This is a genomic window from Cellulosimicrobium sp. Marseille-Q4280 (assembly GCF_943181405.1).
Lineage (GTDB): Bacteria > Actinomycetota > Actinomycetes > Actinomycetales > Cellulomonadaceae > Cellulosimicrobium.
In genome coordinates, this window is record NZ_CALPBY010000004.1 from 376,054 (window position 1) to 392,251 (window position 16,198).

Genomic DNA, 16,198 nt, shown 5'->3' on the forward strand with positions numbered 1-16,198 from the left:
CCGCTCAGCGGCTCGTGAGCACCACGAGCCGCTGGGTCGCGCGCGTCATGGCGACGTAGCGGTCGACGGCGCCCTCGATCCCGGAGCCGAACGCCTCCGGGTCGACGAGGACGACGAGGTCGAACTCGAGCCCCTTCGCCAGCTCGGGCGTGAGCGAGCGGACGCGGGGCGTCGCGACGAACGTCGGGTCGCCGATCACGCACGCGGTGCCCTCGGCGTGCTCGGCGAGCCAGCCGTCGAGGATCGCGTCGCGCTCCGTGGCCGGTGCGTGCCGGACCGGCACCCCGGTGCTCCGGACCGACGTCGGCACGTTGGCGTCCGGGAGCGCGGCGCGGATCACCGGCGCGGCCTCCGCCATGACCTCCTCCGGCGTGCGGTAGTTGATGCTCAGCGACGCCACCTCGACGCGGTCGAGACCGACGCGCCCGAGGCGCTCCTCCCACGACCCGGCGAACCCGTGCCGTGCCTGGGCCCGGTCGCCGACGACCGTCAGGCTCCGCGACGGGCAGCGGTCGAGCAGCATGCGCCACTCCGCGTCGGTCAGCTCCTGCGCCTCGTCGACCACGACGTGCGCGTACGGGCCGGCGAGCAGGCCGGGGTCCGCCGGCGGGGCCGAGTCGTCCACGAGCGCGTCCTGCAGGTCCTGCCCGCGCAGCATCGACATGACGAGCAGCTCGGAGTCGTCGGCGGCGACGAGGTCGTCCACCACGTCGGCCATGCGCCGCCGCTCCTCCACGACGGCCGCCTCGCGCCGACGCCGACGTCTCGACGTCTCGGGGTCGCCGAGCCTCCGCCGGGCGGCGTCGAGCAGGGGCAGGTCGGAGACGGTCCACGCCTCGGGCTCGTCCCGCTGGAGCGTCCGCACCTCGTCGGACGTGAGCCACGGGGCGCACAGCCGCAGGTAGGCCGGGACCGACCACAGGTCGGCCACGAGGTCGGTCGCCTCGACCAGCGGCCAGGCCCGGTTGAACGCCGCGCCCAACTCGCGGTCCTGCGCGAGCGCGCGGCGGACCTGTTCCGCGGCGGCGCCACCGCCGTCGGCCGACTCGTCGCCGTCCGCGTCTCCGATCTTGTCGACGAGGATGCCGAGGAGTGCGTCCCAGACGTCGTCGCGCGCCTCGTTGTGCGGCGTCCCGGGCTCGGGGGCCTCGAAGGCCTCGGCCCAGTCGGCGGTGCTGACCCAGACGTCGCCCCACGGGGTCTCGACCTCCATGCCCTCGCCGGGCGGCCGCTCGGAGAACGCGACGGCCGGCTCGATCGCCCGCACGAGCTCGACGGAGGCCTTGAGCCGAGCGACCTCGGGGTCGGTCTCCGGCACGGCGCTCGCACCCTCGGGGACGAGGTCGCGCAGCGTGCAGGTCTGCACGCCCTCCTCGCCGAGGCTGGGCAGGACGTCGGCGACGTAGGCGAGGTAGGGCTGGTGCGGGCCGACGAACAGCACCCCGCCGCGGCGGTGGCCGAGGCGCGGGTCGGAGTACAGCAGGTACGCGGTGCGGTGCAGGGCCACGACGGTCTTGCCCGTTCCCGGGCCGCCGTCGACGACGAGCGCGCCCCGCGACCCCGCCCGGACGATCGCGTCCTGGTCGGCCTGGATCGTGCCGAGCACGTCGCGCATCCGGGGCGACCGGCTGCTGCCGAGGCTCGCCACGAAGGCGGACTGGTCGTCGAGCGCGACGTTCCCCTCGAGGCCGTCGGGCGTGAACACCTCGTCCCAGTAGTCGCTCACGCGGCCGCGGGTCCAGCGGTAGCGGCGGCGGCTCGCGAGGCCCATCGGGTCGGCGTGGGTCGCCCCGAAGAACGACTCGGCCACCGGCGACCGCCAGTCGACGAGCAGCCGACGGTCGGCGCCGTCGGTGAGGCCGAGGCGGCCGACGTAGACGGGCTCGGAACCGTCGGCCGGGACCATGCGGCCGAGGCAGAGGTCGAGCCCGAAGCGCCGCAGCGTGCGCAGGCGTGCGCTCAGGCGGTGGACCTCCTGGTCGCGGTCCAGCGCCGCCTGGCCGTGGCCGCCCGGGGCGCGGCGCGCGGCGTCGAGGCGCACGGTGAGGTCGGCGACCTGCTCCTCGAGGGTCGCCGCGATGCGCGCGAGGTGCTGCTCGTCGTCGGCGACCAGGGCCGGGTCACCCTTGTGCGAGAGGCGGTCGGGAAGGTCGAAGGCGCTCGTGGCGAGAGGGTTCACGGGGCTCCTTGCGTCGTGGCGTGAGCCGTCAGTCTGGGTGCCGAGGGGGGCCTTGCCACAAGACCCCCCATGCGCTATACGTTGAGAACGGAGGGGTTCGCGCGACGTCGTCCGCGCGGTGGTTCACTGGACCGGTGCCCGACGACGCGCCGCTCGCCCTCCCTCTCACCCTCCCCGGCCTCACCGACCGCGTCGAGGACGTCTCCGCCCTCTACGCGCGGAAGTTCGGCATCGACCGCGACGCCGACTGGTTCGCGCTCAAGCTCACGGAGGAGGTCGGCGAGCTCGTGCAGGCGTTCCTCGCCGTCACGGGTCGCACCCGGCCGCGGGCGGCGGGCGAGCCCGTGCCCGACGGCGCACGACAGGCCCTCGCGGACGAGGTCGCCGACGTCCTCGCGCACCTCCTGCTGCTCGCCCGCTCGCAGGGCGTCGACGTCGAGGCGGCGGTGCGGCGCAAGTGGCTCGCCTGGGAGTCGGAATTCGATGGTTGAGCCGTCCGCCGCGCCTCTAGGGTGGCGCGGTGACCGACCAGCGCACCGACCCTCCCGCCACCGCCGACGAGATCACGACCCTGCGCGGGTACCTCGACTTCCACCGCGACACGCTGCGCTGGAAGACGTCCGGCCTCGACGCCGCTGAGCTCGCGCAGACCCTGTCGCCGTCGACCATGTCCCTGGGTGGCCTGCTCAAGCACGTCGCGCTCGTCGAGTCGTACTGGTTCTCGGAGATCTTCCTCGGCAAGCCGTTGATCGCCCCGTTCGACACCGCCGACTGGGACGCCGACGCGGACTGGGACTGGCACAGCGCGACGCAGGACAGCCCGGCCGAGCTGCGCGTGCTCCTGGACCGGTCGATCGCCGCGTCCGACGAGATCCTCGAGGCGGCGTTGTCGGACGGCGGCCTCGACCGCGTCTCGGTCGTGACGCACAGGCGTACGGGCGAGCCGTGGAACCTGCGCTGGATCGTCGTGCACATGATCGAGGAGTACGCGCGGCACAACGGCCACGCGGACCTCATCCGCGAGTCGATCGACGGGGCGGTCGGCGAGTAGTCCTCGTGGAAGACCGGGCGGTGCGCGCCGCCGTGGACGACGGTTGCCCCGGTGTCGGGCACCCGGCACGATGGCGGGCGTGACCGCGCCACCGCCCCGCCCCTCCCGCGACGGCCTCGCGCCTCGCGCAGCACGGCGACCACCGTCGGCCAGGTCGCCGCGAGCGGGCGCGGCATGAGCGCGCCCGGGTACGACGTCGTCCTGCTCGACCTCGACGGGACGCTCGCCGACTCCGCTCCCGGGATCGTCGCGTCCGTGCGCCACGCCTACGCGGCGCTCGGGCTCGCGGTACCGCCGGACGACGTCCTGCGCGGCTTCATCGGCCCACCCCTCGACGACACGTTCCCGCGGCACGGCGTGCCGGTCGACCAGGTCGGCGCGGCCGTCGCCGCCTATCGCGAGGTGTACGCGGCGGGGAAGCTGTTCGACAACGCCCTCTTCCCCGGCATCCCCGCGTCCCTGACGACCCTGCGTGACGCAGGTGTGCGCCTCGCCCTCGCGACGTCGAAGCCGGAGCCCCTGGCCCGCCGGATCGCCACGCACCTCGGCATCGACGCGTTCCTCGACCGTGGTCTCGACGACGTGTTCGGCGCGACGCTCGACGGCACGCGCCGGTCGAAGGGCGACGTCATCGCGCACGCGCTCGCCGGGCTGCGCGCGGACGCGGGGCTCGTTGACCTGACGGCCGACGCAGTGGTGATGGTCGGTGACCGCGAGCACGACGTGCACGGGGCGGCCGAGCACGGGATCGCGTGCGTCGGCGTCGCGTGGGGCTACGCCGACCCGGGTGAGCTCGAGGCGGCGGGGGCGCGCGCCGTCGTCGGGTCGCCCGCGGAGCTCGTCACGACGGTCCTCGGGCTCGCTCGACGCGACGCCGGCTGATCCGACGTGACGGGAGAGGGCATCTTTTCGCGACGTTCGGTCGCCCGTCAGGCGCGAGCCAGGACGACGACCGGTGCGAGGATCCCGGCTCTGGTCGCCGCCATCCGGTTCGCCATGCGCTCGACGAAGGCTGGACCGAAGACGACGGCCCGGTCCTCCGCGGGTTCCCCAGGACCCGCAGCGAGCGCCGCACGGCGGTCCTCGACGCTCAGCACCTCGAAGCCGGCCGCTGCGAGCGCGTCCACGTAGGCGGACGGGGAGGCGAGGAACGACGTCTCGTCGTCGACGGCCCACGGCTGCGGGTAGGGCAGGTCGCCGGGGCCGACGCGCATCTGGTCGTGCAGCCCGAACAACCCGCCGGGCCGCAGGACGCGGTGCACCTCGGCGAAGGTCGCGGCCTTGTCGGGCAGGTTCATCCCGACGTGGATCATCACCGCGCGGTCGTGGGAGGCGTCGTCGCACGGGAGCTGCTCTGCCTGCCCGACCTCGAACCGGAGGAGGTGCGACAGGCCGACACGCGTCGTCAGGGCCCGCGCCGCGGCGACGAAGTCCGGGCTCAGGTCGACGCCGGTCACCGGGCAACCGTGGCGGTCGGCGGCGACGCGGGACGAGCCGCCGAGACCGCAGCCCACGTCGAGGAGGGCCGTCCCGGCGTCGAGCTCGAGCCGGCTCAGCAGGTAGAGGGTCGTGGCCAGCCCCCCGGCGTGCAGCTCGTCGTACGGCGCGAGCGCGTCGACCGGTACGGCACCGCTCTCGTCGTCGGCACCGGCGGCGGCAAGGATGCGGTCCGCGAGGTCGCGCCCTGCGTAGTGCTCGCGGATCCGGTCGTTCGCGGCCATCGTGGCCTCCGCTGTCATCGCGTGTCCCGGCGGGCGCACGTCCACCGTCGACGGTACGCCGTCGCCTGACACCGCGCCCGGGCGGCGCGGGGTTGTCGAGCGCGGTGTTGACCTTGACGTAACGTCAACTCCTAGCGTGGTGATCGCTGCCGCACCGCACGGGCTGCGTACAGGAGGAGGCGTCATGGGAGTCACGGCACCCGCTCGGACGGCCGACTGGTCGATCCAGGAGGTCGCTCGGCTCGCGGGCACGACGAGCCGCACGCTGCGTCACTACGACGCCGTCGGGCTGCTCGCACCCACCCGCGTCGCGTCGAACGGCTACCGCCACTACGACGCGGACGCACTGGTCCGGCTCCAGCGGATCCTCCTCCTGCGGGATCTCGGTCTGGGTCTGCCCGCGATCAAGGCGGCGCTGGACGGCCCGGGCGACCGGGCGCCGTCGGGCACGGGTGCCGAGGACTCCCAGGTGCGGGCGCTGCGCGGCCACCTCGAGTGGCTGCGTGCCGAGCGGCAGCGGCTGGCGCGACAGATCGCGTCGGTCGAACGGACGATCACCACGATGGAAGGAGGTGGCGAGCTCATGGCGAAGGACATGTTCGACGGGTTCGACCACACGCAGTACCAGGCCGAGGTCGAGGACCGCTGGGGCAAGGACGCGTACGCGCGCGGTGACGCCTGGTGGCGCGGGATGTCCGACGACGAGCGGTCGGCCTGGAAGGAGCGCACCGCACGGCTGAACGACGACTGGGCGGCGGCGGCGCAGGCCGGTGCCGACCCGGCGTCGGACGAGGCGCAGGAGCTCGCCCGACGCCACGTCTCGTGGCTGCAGGCCGTCCCCGCGAACCCCGTGCACGAGGCGGGTGCGCTGGCCGGCTACCTCCTCGGTCTGGGAGAGATGTACGTGAACGACCCGCGGTTCGCGCTCAACTACGGCGGCGTCGAGGGCGCGACGTTCGTGCGCGACGCGCTGCGCGTCTACGTCGACCGCGTCCTGTGAGCCGGACGCCCGGCCGGCCTGCCGGGCGGTCCCCGAGGGAGGGCTCCGCGTGAGCCCTCCCTCGCGGGCCGGTGCCGAGCCGGTCGCCGCCGTGGTGATCGCCGTCGCGGCGGCCACCGCGCTCGCGGGCTGCTCGTCCTCGACGTCGTCGCCGGACGCGTACCGCCTGCCGCCGACCGAGGGCACGTTCGACTACCAGCTCGGCGCCGCGTACGACCTGCCGGGCGGGCTCGACGTCGTCGTGCGCGACGCGACGGCCGAGCCCGCCGGGGGCGCCTACTCGGTCTGCTACGTCAACGGCTTCCAGACGCAGCCGGGCGAGGAGGACCGCTGGCTCGGCGAGCACGAGGACCTCCTGCTGCACGACGCGTCGGGAGAGCTCGTGGTCGACCCCGACTGGCCCGACGAGCTCGTCCTCGACCCGTCGACCGCCGCGCAGCGCGCGGGGATCCTGGAGGTCCTGGGCCCGGTCGTCACCGGGTGCGCCGACGCCGGGTTCGACGCCGTCGAGATCGACAACCTCGACACGTGGACCCGCTTCGACGACCCGGCGACCGGTCGCGTCGACGAGGAGGGCGCGCTCGCCCTCGCGGCGGCGTACGTCGACCTCGCGCACGGGGCGGGGCTCGCCGTCGCGCAGAAGAACGCGGCCGAGATCGCGGTCGTGGCCCACGACAAGCTCGGCTTCGACGTCGCGGTGACCGAGGAGTGCGCCGTCTACGACGAGTGCGCCGCGTACACGGACGTGTACGGCGACCACGTGCTCCAGGTCGAGTACGTCGACGCGCTGCCCGCTCCGTTCGCGGACGTGTGCGCACGGGCCGACCGTGCGCGGCTCACCGTCCTGCGCGACCGGGACCTCGTGGGGCCCGACGACGCGGGCTATGTGCGCGAGCAGTGCTGACCGGCCGAGGCGGGCGGCTCAGTCCGTCGTCGCGGCGGACACGTCGACGCAGACGACTCCCTCGTTGCCGTCCTGGTCCGCGATCACGGTGAGCGCGGGGGCGTCGCTGTCGTCGACGACGGTCCCGCCCGCGGCGAGCGCGGCGGCGACCCGTCGCGCGGCCACCTCGGGTGCGACATAGACCTCGACGTGGAACCGCTGACGTGGGGTCTCGTGCTCGCCGGAGGGCCCGAACCACAGGTTCGGCACCCGACCCGTGGCGTCGCGGATCTCGTCGCTCGGCGTCCCGCGGCCCTGGGCCTCGGCGCTCCCGGTCAGGAGCGCGGCCCACACGGGGGCGATGGTCGCGGAGCGCGCCGTGTCGAGACCGAGCTCGACGACGCTGACCGAGCCGGGGTCGGCGCCGAGCTGGTGCTCGGCGGCGATCTCGCTGATCCGTCGCGCGAGGTCGACGTCCAGCTGGGTCACCCATTCGACGACGTGCTCGGTGCCCGCGTCGTCGCGGTAGATCGCGTCGTCGCTGACCAGCTCGAGGTCGACGAACCCCGTGCCGATCGACACGCTCGGGTGGTGGCCGAGCTCGTCGCCCGCCTCGCCCACCGCGGCGACGAACCGTGCGCCGGTGCCGAAGTCGTCGACCAGGTAGCGGGTATGCAGGCCTTGGGCCAGCTTGCGCCAGTCCGTCAGGTCGGCCGCCGCGATCTGTGCGCCGCTCAGCATGTCCATGGACGGGCAGCGTATCCCCGTTCCGGCCGCAGCGACCCTCGAACGCCGGCCTGAGGTTCGTGACCTCCGACCCGCGCGCGATCGGCGTCACCTCACTAGCCTGGGGTGACGGTGGGCGGTCGCCCGCCGCGAGACAGCGTCGCGAGGCAGCCGAGGGAGGCAGCCATGGGCACGTCGTCACCAGCCCCCGGGCCGCGCACGGTCCGCAACGTCGCCCTCGTGGGGCACAGCGGCTCGGGCAAGACCACGCTCGCCGAGGCGTTCCTCCATCGGGCGGGCGCGATCCCGCGGCCCGGCTCGGTCACCGAGGGCACGACCGTGTGCGACCACGAGCCCGAGGAGATCGCGCGGGGCATCTCGGTCGGGCTCGGCGTCGCGCACCTCGACTGGACCGCGCCCGACGGCGAGTCCTACCGCGTCACGCTCCTCGACACCCCCGGCTCGCCGGACTTCCTCGGCGCGGTCGACGCGGCGCTGGCCGTCGCGGACCTCGCGGTCGTGGTGGTGAGCGCCGTCGACGGGGTCCGCTCCGGGACCCAGGAGGTGTGGCGGCTGTGCGACGAGGCGGGGATCCCCCGCCTCGTCCTCGTCTCGCAGGAGGACCGCGCGCGCGCCGACTTCCGCGCCGTGCTCGACGACGTGCGGTCGACCTTCACCGCGTCGTTCGTCCCGCTCGAGCTCCCGCTGGGCGAGGAGCAGTCGCTGCACGGCGTGGCCGACGTCCTCGCCGAGCGCGCGCGGGAGTACGACGGCGACGGGAGGTCCCACGACGAGGCAGTCCCGGACGACGTCCGCGCCGAGGAGCACGCGCTCCACGACCAGGTGGTCGAGGAGATCGTCACGCACGACGACGAGCAGCTCGAGGCGTACCTCGCCGGTGACGAGCCCGGCGTCGCGGACCTGGAGCGCACGCTCGCGCAGGAGGTCCGCGACGGCGAGGCCGTGCCCGTGCTCCTCGCCTCCGCGCTCACCGGCGTCGGGGTCGACCGCGCGCTCGACCTCGTGTGCGAGCTCGGCCCGTCGCCCGCCGACCGGCCGGCCGTCGTCCTCCTGCCCGACGCCGCGACGTCGGAGGTGGTGGCGGCACCCGGAGGGGACCCGCTCGTCCAGGTGTTCCGGACGGTGGTGGACCCGTTCGTGGGGCAGGTGTCCGTGTTCAAGGTGCTCTCCGGCAGCGTGGCGAGCGGGGACCGCCTGGTCGACGTCGCGACGGGTGCCGAGGACCGCGTGCACGGGTTGTTCCGCCTGCGCGGGCGCGAGCACGTGGCGGTCGAGCGCGTCGGCGCGGGGGAGGTGGCCGCGGCGGCGAAGCTCGGGGCGGCGTCCACGGGCGGGCTCCTCGCGAGCCGCCGCTCGCCGGTGTCCGCGCGACCGCTGCCCGGCCGGCCGGCCGTCTACGCGCACGCGCTGCGGCCCGTCTCGCAGTCCGACGACGACAAGCTCTCCGCCGCGCTCGCACGCCTCGTCGCGGAGGACCCGACGCTGCACGTGGACCTCACCGGAACCCAGGCGGTGCTCGGCGGGCTCGGCGACACGCATCTCGCCGTCGCGCTCGAACGGCTCGGGCGCACGTTCGGCGTGCACGTGACGACCGAGCCCGTCCAGGTCGCGTACCGCGAGACGATCGCGCGGCCGGCCGAGGCCGAGGGGAGGCTCAAGAAGCAGTCGGGCGGGCACGGCCAGTTCGCCGTCGTGCAGCTGCGGGTGTCGCCCCTGCCTCGGGGATCGGGGTTCGAGTTCGCCAACGCGGTCGTCGGCGGGTCCGTGCCGCGGCAGTACCTCCCGGCGGTCGAGCGCGGCGTCGCCGAGGCGATGGCCGCGGGCGGTCCGCACGGCTACCCCGTCGTGGACGTGCGCGTCGAGGTGTACGACGGCAAGGCGCACTCCGTCGACTCGTCCGACATGGCGTTCCGCACCGCCGGCGCCGTGGGGCTGCGCGAGGCGCTCGCCGCGGCCGGGACCGTCGTGCTCGAACCGGTCTCGGCCGTGACCGTGACCGTCCCGCCCGACGCGCAGGGCGACGTCATGGGCGACCTGTCGGCCCGGCGCGGCCACATCACCGCCACCGACTCGCTCGACGACGGACGTGTCGTCGTCGAGGCGCTCGTCCCCGAGGCCGAGCTCGTGCGCTACGTGCTCGACCTGCGGTCGCTCACGGGCGGCCGCGGGTCGTTCACGGCACGCCCCGACCGGTACGAGACCCTCCCGGGCGGCGTCCCCGCCCCGAGCCCCACGAGGTAGTACCGCAACCCGCCGAGGTAGTACCCCTGTCCGCCGAGGTAGTACCGCAGCCCGCCGGTCTCGCCCGTCGTGTCGGTGCATACCTGAGGCTTGCCGCGCCGAGGCCCGCGACGACGGCGTCGGCCGTCGTCGCCCTGCGGCGGCGCCTATGACGTGACAGTGAGCTCGTCGCCCCGTCCGGAGATCTCGACGTGACGAGGTAGCGGACTCTTCGTGGTGACGAGCTCGCCGTCCGCGTCCTGAGCGCGCCACACCGCCTGGCCGCCGGCGACGACGTGCTGGCCGGTGTCTTCGTCGTCGAGCACTCTCCACGGGCGGAGATACACCACGTAGCGCGTTCCTGGGCCGGGCTCGAGTGCCGGTGCGACGTTCACCCAGCGGTCGCCTTCCTGGCGGATCTCGACGACGTCGCCCGCGGAGAGCGGCCCGGCCCCCGACGCGACGACGTCGACCTGCGTCACCACGAACGAAGCACCGTGCATCTCCTCGGTGCGCTGCGCCCCCGTCGGCTCGACGAGCACGACGTCGCTCGCCACGTCCTCGAGCTGCCTGAGCGTGCTGTGCTCCGTCATGAGGTCCAGCTCAGGGGCGCTGGGCTGGACGGTCGTGGTCTCGACCACCACCAGGACCCCGAGAAGTCCGAGCCCACCCAGGAGCACGAGCGACTTCCATGCCCGCTGCTGCGTCATCGCGTACCAGCTCCCCACCGTCCGTCGCGCCGCACAGCCTAGGTGACTCGGGAGGTCTTTCGGCGGACCGCGGTACTCCCTCGGCAGGGGTCAGCGGCGCGGCAGCACGATCGGCGCGCCGCCGCACGGGTGCTCGACGATCTCGACCGGATAGTCGTAGACCTCGCTGAGCAGCGCCTCGGTGAGCACCTCGCGCGGTCCGCCGTCCGCCACCACACGACCGTGCGCGAGCAGCGTCACGCGGTCCGCGTATGCCGCGGCGAGCGACAGGTCGTGCACGACGACGACGACCGCACCGCCCGCGGCGGCGTGCGCCCGTGCGAGCCGGAGCACCAGCTCCTGGTGCTTGAGGTCGAGCGCGGCGGTGGGCTCGTCGAGCATGAGCAGCGTCGTGCGCTGGGCGAGCACGCGCGAGAGCGCGACGCGCGCCTTCTCGCCGCCGGACAGCGACGTGAAGTGCCGCTCGGCGAGGTGCTCGACGTCCGTCGCTCGGAGGGCCGTCGCCACAGCATCGTCATCGGCTTCCTCGAGCGGCGTGCCGCGCCAGGGCGAGCGACCCATGCGCACGACGTCGACGGCCGTGAACGGGAAGCTGAGCGACACCTGCTGGAGCAGCACCGCCCGGCGCATCGCCAGCTCGGTGGGCGACCAGTCGCCCAGCGCGCGTCCGTGCACGACGACGTCCCCCGCCTCCGGGGTCAGGTCGCCCGTCAGCACCCCGAGCAGCGAGGACTTGCCCGCGCCGTTGGGACCCAGCAGCGCCCGCACCTCGCCCGCGCGCACGTCCACGGACACGTCGCGCAGGATCGGCGCCCCGCCCAGCGTGAGCGACACCGCGTGCGCGGCAGTGACGACGTCGCCGGGCGAGACGGGCTCGGGCAGGCGGGACCGGCGTCGGGCACCGGTCACGGCGGTCCGCAGCGAGCCCAGGAACGAGGAGCCCTCGTGGCGCAGGTCGGTCATGCCCAGCCTCCCTGGCGCGAGCGCGTGCGGCGCAGGAGGTAGAAGAAGAACGGCCCGCCGACGAGCGACGTGATCATGCCGAGCGGCAGCTCGACGCTCGCGACGGCGCTGCGCGCGAGGAGGTCGGCGGCGAGCAGCACGACGGCGCCGCCCAGCACCGAGGCCGGGATGAGCGTGCGGTGGCTCGGCCCGCAGACCATGCGCACGAGGTGCGGCACGACGAGCCCGACGAACGCCACGATCCCCGTGAACGCCGTGCCCGCGGACACCAGCAGCGCGACGAGGACGATGACGACCTGACGCAGCCGCTCGACGTCGACCCCGAGGTGGTGCGCCGCCCGCTCGCCCAGGGCGAGCAGGTCCATCCTGCGCCGCACGAGCATCGCGCCGGTGACACCCACGACGGCGATGGGCAGCACGACGGCGACCGAGCTCCACGTCGCGCCGCCCAGCGAGCCGAGCTGCCAGAACACGACCTGCTCGCGCGCGGCCGGGTCGGCGACGAACGTGAAGAACGCGAGCAGCCCGCCCGCGAACGCGTTCACCGCGATGCCCGTGAGGACGAGCGTGACGACCTCGGTCCGCCCGCCGGCGCGCGCGAGCGCGTAGACGACGAACGTCGTGACGAGCCCGCCGACGAACGCCGCCCCGGCGACCCACGTCCCCGGCACGAGCGCCCCCGCCGTGACGATGACCGCGCACGCGCCGACGGCCGCTCCGGCCGACACCCCGATGACGCCCGGCTCGGCGAGCGGGTTCCCGAACACGCCCTGCATGAGCGCGCCCGAGCACGCGAGCGCGGCCCCCACGACGATCGCCATGACGACGCGCGGGAACCGCACGACCCACAGCGCGTTCTCCCCCTGCGGGTGCGACGGCATCGGTCCCCAGTCGAGCCCGACGTGGTGCGCGAGCGACCCGAGCACCTCCGCGGGCGAGACCGGCACCTGGCCCGTCATCCCCGACACGACGGTGAGCACGGCCAGCGCGGCACCGAGCCCGCCCATGAGCCAGCGTGCGGCGCGGCGCCGCTGCTGCCCGACGTCGGGGCCCACCCGGGTGGGCCCGCCTCCCGGGCGCGTGGCGGCGTCGGGCACGGTCGCGGTGACGCCGTCCTCCCGTGCGCCTGTCGGGCGCGTGACCGGCGCGCTCACGAGGCCGGGAGCTCGGGCGCGGGCACGCCGTAGAACGCCTCGACGAGCGAGGCGATCGTCGCGCCGGTCCGGGGGCCGAACGTCAGCAGGCGCGAGCCGTCCATGTCGACGACCCGCTGCGACTCACCCGCGGGCGTCTGCGCGAGGCCCGGGATCGCCATCATCGCGTCCAGGCCACCCATCGACGCGAGACCGTCGGTCATGACGAGGTACGCGTCGGGCGCGGCGCTGATGATCGCCTCGCTCGTCACGGGCGCGTACTCCTGCGTGAGCCCGATCGCCGTGCCGGCGTCCTCGGCGCCGATCGCGCGGACGAGGTCGTCGGCGCCGGAGCCGGGCCCGAAGAGCATCTTGATGTTCGCGCCGCGCAGGTAGAGGAACGCGACGCGCGGCGTGCCGGTCTCCGTGGGGACGGCGTCGAGCGCGGCGCAGATCTGCCGGTCCGTGCGCTCCACGAGCGCCTCGCCCTCCGCAGGGACGCCGAGCGCCGTCGCGACCGCGCGGATGCGGTCGTCCACACCGTCGAGCGTGCGGGACTCGTCGAGGTAGACGACGGGCACGCCCGACTGCTCGAGCTGCGAGCGGACGTCGTCCGTGAGGATCGTCGCGTCGGTGAGGATGACGGACGGGTCCAGGCCGAGGATCGCCTCGACGTCGAGCGCGTGGCCCGCCCCCGTGACGACCGGGACGTCCGCGGCCTCCGGGAAGCCCGTCGGGAGGTCGCGGCCCACGACGTTGTCGCCGAGCCCGAGGCTGTAGACGATCTCGCCGAGCGTGCCGTAGAGGTCCACGGGGATGATGCGGCTGACGTCGGTGACCTCGACCTCGCGCCCGTCGACGGACTGCACCGTCACGGGGAGCTGCGGCGCGGGGGACTCGGCGATGGGGTGGATCGCGTCCCCGGAGAACGCCGCGGTCGTGGGGCCCGTCGGGAACGAGGCCGGGTCGACGTCGCTGCCACCACCCGCGGCGCGCGACTCCTCGAGCGTCGTGCAGAGCGGGGCCGTCGTCTCGGTGGGCTCCGCGGACGGAGCGGCCGCTGGTTCGACGTCCTCGGTGGCCGTGGCCTCCGGCGTCGCGGGCGGCTCGTACGGCAGCGGCGCGCACGCGGCGGCGAGCCCCAGCAGGACGACGGCGCTCAGGGCACGCAGCGTAGAGCGGGCGGGGTGACGCATGGGGAGTTCTCCAAGAGCGGGGCGCGGACCGGCGCGGCCGGTCCGGCCGCCGCCTCGTAGGCCAAGTGAGTTAAGGCTAACCTACATCGACGGTGCTCCGCGGCGACGGGGGGACCGCGGTCGCGCGAGGTAGCACTGCGGGCGCGTGAAGTAGTACCGGGGTAGCGCGAGGTGGTACCGAGTCCCCACTCCTGCCCGACGGGGGTACTCCTTCGGCGTACTGCGGTGCTCCCTCGTCAGCAGTGGACGGCGCCGAGGTCGGCGAAGAGAGCGCTGTTGAGCCGGAACGCCAGCTTGGCCTCGGCGACGGTCTCGTCGACCTGCTCGGGCGAGAGGTCGAGGCCATCGAGGCGCTCGCGGTAGACGTCCTTGAACGGCTTGGACTTGGGGATCTCGACGAACGTGTAGAACGCGAGGCCGTCGACCGACAGGCCGTAGTGGCGCTCGAGCATGCGCTTGATGATCTGGCCGCCCGAGAGGTCGCCGAGGTAGCGCGTGTAGGCGTGCGCGGCGTACGCGGGGAGCGACCCGCCGACCTCGCGCAGGCGCGCGACGTAGCGCTCGGTCGCGGGGCGGATCGTGATGCGCTCCGCCCAGTCGGGGCCGACGAGGAACGCGAGGTCCTTCTCGATCTCCGGCGTGCGCGCCAGCTCGTCGAACACGAGCGCCGCACCCTGGGTGTCGTCGCGGATCGCGGCGCTCGCGTCCTCGAGCGCGCCGTAGATCGCCCACTGCTGCGCCGCGAGGTCGGCGTATGCCGCGACGTCGAGCCCGCCCGACATGAGCTTCTCCACGAAGCCCGAGCCCTCGGCCTGCTCGTGCTCGGGGCGAGTGCCCTCGCGCAGGCGGAGGGAGAGCGCGACTGGGAGGTCGGCGGGGGCGAGATCGTGCGTGAGAGCCGTCATGGGAGCTCCTGCGGTGCGTCGGGTCAGGGTGCGCGTCCTGACAGGGCGTCATGACGATGCGTCAGGAACTGTACCGCATAAGGTAAGGCATGCCTACGTGCTCTCGGGGCGAGGGGTCGCACCGACGTCCTCCGGGTTGGGCAGACCGGCGAGGAAGCGGAAGCCGACCAGCCCGACCACGACCGCGAGGCCACCGCCGACGACGAGCGGGGTGGTGAGGTCGATGCGGGCGAGGAGCCCGCCGAGGAACGCGCCCAGTGGCATGACCCCCCACAGGAGCGTGCGCCACGTGCCGTGCACGCGGCCGAGCAGCCGGCTCGGGATGACCGCCTGGCGCAGCGACATGACGTGGATGTTCCAGACGGTCGTGCCACCGAACGACAGCGCGAGCAGCACCGCCGCCACGGGCACCACGGGCACGAGGCCCATGACGACGAGCGCCGCGGGCGTGAACAGGTTCGCCACGGCCATGACGGGCCCGGAGCGGAAGCGCTCCTTGAGCGGCGAGGCCGCGGCCGCACCCAGCAGCGAGCCGACGGCGCCGACGAGCATGAACGCGCCGAACCACGCCTCGGGCACGCCGAGGCGGTCGAGCACGAAGAGCACGAGCGTCGCGGTCGCCGCGGAGAAGCACAGTCCGACGACGGTCGACAGCAGCCACAGCGGGCGCAGCATCGGGTGCGCCCAGATGTACCGGAAGCCGTCGGCGACCTGGCGGTACCAGCGCACCGGGGCGTCGTCGGACGCGTGGGTGCGGTGCTCGCCCGCCGCCGCGGCGGGCAGGAAGAACGCGAGGACGAACGCCACCGCGTACCCGAGCGCGCCGACGCCCAGCGGGACCACGACGGCGATCGCGAACAGCGCGGACGTGAGCGGCGCCGAGAGGAAGTTCTGGACCGTGATCTCGCCCGCCTCGATGCGGGAGTTCCCGCGCGGGAGGTCGGCCGGCCGCACGATCGAGGGGACGACCGCCCGGATCGCGCCGTCGTACACGGTCTCGAACGCGCCGTAGAGGAAGACGACGGCGTACAGCGACCAGATCGTCAGCGTGTCCGTCCACGCGAGGGCCACGAGCCCGAGGGCGAGCAGCGTCCGCACACCGTTCGCGAGGGCCAGAGCATGGCGACGGTCGATTCGGTCGAGCAGGATCCCGGCCGGGATGGCGAAGAAGAGCCACGGCAGGAGCGCGACGGCGGCGATGCCGGAGACGAGGACCGGGTCGTCGGTGAGACGGACGGCGAGCAGCGGCGCGGCGACGCGTGCGACGCCGTCGCCCAGGCTCGAGCTGAGGTTCGCCGTGAAGACGTTGGTGAACGCCGGCCCCAGGCGATCACGCGGTGGCCGCGGCAGACGCGGCGAACGGTCGCGACGTCCGAGGGGCATGGCAGCGAGGGTACGAGACCGGTGCTTCGATCACCTACCTCCGGGTGCCGGCAGGCGAGGACCTCTGCCGAGGGCAGAAGTGGGTCCGCGCGGGTCCGGCCGGTCGC

At 74.2% G+C, this 16,198-nt stretch carries 15 protein-coding genes; 6 read left to right on the forward strand and 9 right to left on the reverse strand.

The genetic code is table 11. The features are described from left to right. Positions 1 to 4 precede the first annotated feature (4 nt). A complete protein-coding gene (helR, locus tag NFS20_RS12965; protein ID WP_251152197.1) occupies positions 5 to 2,179 on the reverse strand; it encodes an RNA polymerase recycling motor ATPase HelR in 2,175 nt (724 codons plus the stop codon). Positions 2,180 to 2,313: 134 nt separating this feature from the next. On the opposite strand from helR, the gene NFS20_RS12970 reads away from it, so the two are divergent. From NFS20_RS12970 to NFS20_RS12980, 3 genes are all read left to right on the forward strand, one after another. Continuing rightward, complete coding sequence (locus NFS20_RS12970) at positions 2,314 to 2,670, forward strand: MazG nucleotide pyrophosphohydrolase domain-containing protein (RefSeq protein WP_251152198.1); 357 nt, start codon at positions 2,314 to 2,316, stop codon at positions 2,668 to 2,670. 29 nt (positions 2,671 to 2,699) lie between these two features. Continuing rightward, a complete protein-coding gene (locus NFS20_RS12975; RefSeq protein WP_251152199.1) occupies positions 2,700 to 3,230 on the forward strand; it encodes a DinB family protein in 531 nt (176 codons plus the stop codon). 174 nt (positions 3,231 to 3,404) lie between these two features. After that, on the forward strand, positions 3,405 to 4,112 hold the full coding sequence (locus tag NFS20_RS12980) for an HAD hydrolase-like protein (RefSeq protein ID WP_251152200.1): 708 nt from the start codon (positions 3,405 to 3,407) through the stop codon (positions 4,110 to 4,112). A gap of 47 nt (positions 4,113 to 4,159) precedes the next feature. Here the strand turns inward: NFS20_RS12980 and NFS20_RS12985 are convergent, their stop codons facing one another. Next, positions 4,160 to 4,969, reverse strand: a complete 810-nt coding sequence (locus NFS20_RS12985) for an SAM-dependent methyltransferase (RefSeq protein ID WP_251152201.1) — start codon at positions 4,967 to 4,969, stop codon at positions 4,160 to 4,162. A gap of 166 nt (positions 4,970 to 5,135) precedes the next feature. Between NFS20_RS12985 and NFS20_RS12990 the strand changes: the two genes are divergently transcribed. Then, positions 5,136 to 5,951, forward strand: a complete 816-nt coding sequence (locus tag NFS20_RS12990) for a MerR family transcriptional regulator (RefSeq protein ID WP_251152202.1) — start codon at positions 5,136 to 5,138, stop codon at positions 5,949 to 5,951. A gap of 49 nt (positions 5,952 to 6,000) precedes the next feature. Then, positions 6,001 to 6,855, forward strand: a complete 855-nt coding sequence (locus NFS20_RS12995; RefSeq protein ID WP_251152203.1) for an endo alpha-1,4 polygalactosaminidase — start codon at positions 6,001 to 6,003, stop codon at positions 6,853 to 6,855. 18 nt (positions 6,856 to 6,873) lie between these two features. Here the strand turns inward: NFS20_RS12995 and NFS20_RS13000 are convergent, their stop codons facing one another. Next, complete coding sequence (locus NFS20_RS13000) at positions 6,874 to 7,581, reverse strand: VOC family protein (protein WP_251152204.1); 708 nt, start codon at positions 7,579 to 7,581, stop codon at positions 6,874 to 6,876. A 165-nt stretch (positions 7,582 to 7,746) separates the two neighbouring features. Between NFS20_RS13000 and NFS20_RS13005 the strand changes: the two genes are divergently transcribed. Beyond that, positions 7,747 to 9,822 carry an elongation factor G gene (locus NFS20_RS13005; RefSeq protein WP_251152205.1) on the forward strand — a complete coding sequence of 692 codons (2,076 nt, stop codon included), beginning with the start codon at positions 7,747 to 7,749 and terminating at the stop codon, positions 9,820 to 9,822. A 146-nt stretch (positions 9,823 to 9,968) separates the two neighbouring features. Here NFS20_RS13005 and NFS20_RS13010 read toward each other — a convergent pair whose 3' ends face one another. From NFS20_RS13010 to NFS20_RS13035, 6 genes are all read right to left on the reverse strand, one after another. Further along, positions 9,969 to 10,511 carry a hypothetical protein gene (locus NFS20_RS13010; RefSeq protein WP_251152206.1) on the reverse strand — a complete coding sequence of 181 codons (543 nt, stop codon included), beginning with the start codon at positions 10,509 to 10,511 and terminating at the stop codon, positions 9,969 to 9,971. Positions 10,512 to 10,601: 90 nt separating this feature from the next. Continuing rightward, a complete protein-coding gene (locus NFS20_RS13015; RefSeq protein WP_251152207.1) occupies positions 10,602 to 11,474 on the reverse strand; it encodes a heme ABC transporter ATP-binding protein in 873 nt (290 codons plus the stop codon). Next, positions 11,471 to 12,481 (reverse strand): FecCD family ABC transporter permease, encoded by a 1,011-nt coding sequence (locus NFS20_RS13020; protein WP_251152291.1) that lies wholly within the window; start codon positions 12,479 to 12,481, stop codon positions 11,471 to 11,473. Before NFS20_RS13020 ends, NFS20_RS13015 begins: the two co-directional genes overlap by 4 nt. A 143-nt stretch (positions 12,482 to 12,624) precedes the next feature. Then, positions 12,625 to 13,803 (reverse strand): heme/hemin ABC transporter substrate-binding protein, encoded by a 1,179-nt coding sequence (locus tag NFS20_RS13025; protein WP_251152208.1) that lies wholly within the window; start codon positions 13,801 to 13,803, stop codon positions 12,625 to 12,627. Between the two features lie 236 nt (positions 13,804 to 14,039). Further along, positions 14,040 to 14,708 carry a biliverdin-producing heme oxygenase gene (locus NFS20_RS13030; RefSeq protein WP_251152209.1) on the reverse strand — a complete coding sequence of 223 codons (669 nt, stop codon included), beginning with the start codon at positions 14,706 to 14,708 and terminating at the stop codon, positions 14,040 to 14,042. A gap of 93 nt (positions 14,709 to 14,801) precedes the next feature. Beyond that, positions 14,802 to 16,091, reverse strand: a complete 1,290-nt coding sequence (locus NFS20_RS13035) for an MFS transporter (RefSeq protein ID WP_251152210.1) — start codon at positions 16,089 to 16,091, stop codon at positions 14,802 to 14,804. Positions 16,092 to 16,198 lie beyond the last annotated feature (107 nt).

Bases quoted from the DNA above. Each gene is read 5' to 3' on its own strand.
- NFS20_RS12980 (WP_251152200.1), top strand. From the start codon at position 3,405: ATGAGCGCGCCCGGGTACGACGTCGTCCTGCTCGACCTCGACGGGACG.
- NFS20_RS12985 (WP_251152201.1), bottom strand. From the start codon at position 4,969: ATGACAGCGGAGGCCACGATGGCCGCGAACGACCGGATCCGCGAGCAC.
- NFS20_RS12990 (WP_251152202.1), top strand. From the start codon at position 5,136: ATGGGAGTCACGGCACCCGCTCGGACGGCCGACTGGTCGATCCAGGAG.
- NFS20_RS13000 (WP_251152204.1), bottom strand. From the start codon at position 7,581: ATGGACATGCTGAGCGGCGCACAGATCGCGGCGGCCGACCTGACGGAC.
- NFS20_RS13005 (WP_251152205.1), top strand. From the start codon at position 7,747: ATGGGCACGTCGTCACCAGCCCCCGGGCCGCGCACGGTCCGCAACGTC.
- NFS20_RS13010 (WP_251152206.1), bottom strand. From the start codon at position 10,511: ATGACGCAGCAGCGGGCATGGAAGTCGCTCGTGCTCCTGGGTGGGCTC.
- NFS20_RS13015 (WP_251152207.1), bottom strand. From the start codon at position 11,474: ATGACCGACCTGCGCCACGAGGGCTCCTCGTTCCTGGGCTCGCTGCGG.
- NFS20_RS13020 (WP_251152291.1), bottom strand. From the start codon at position 12,481: ATGGGCGGGCTCGGTGCCGCGCTGGCCGTGCTCACCGTCGTGTCGGGG.
- NFS20_RS13025 (WP_251152208.1), bottom strand. From the start codon at position 13,803: ATGCGTCACCCCGCCCGCTCTACGCTGCGTGCCCTGAGCGCCGTCGTC.
- NFS20_RS13030 (WP_251152209.1), bottom strand. From the start codon at position 14,708: ATGACGGCTCTCACGCACGATCTCGCCCCCGCCGACCTCCCAGTCGCG.
- NFS20_RS13035 (WP_251152210.1), bottom strand. From the start codon at position 16,091: ATGCCCCTCGGACGTCGCGACCGTTCGCCGCGTCTGCCGCGGCCACCG.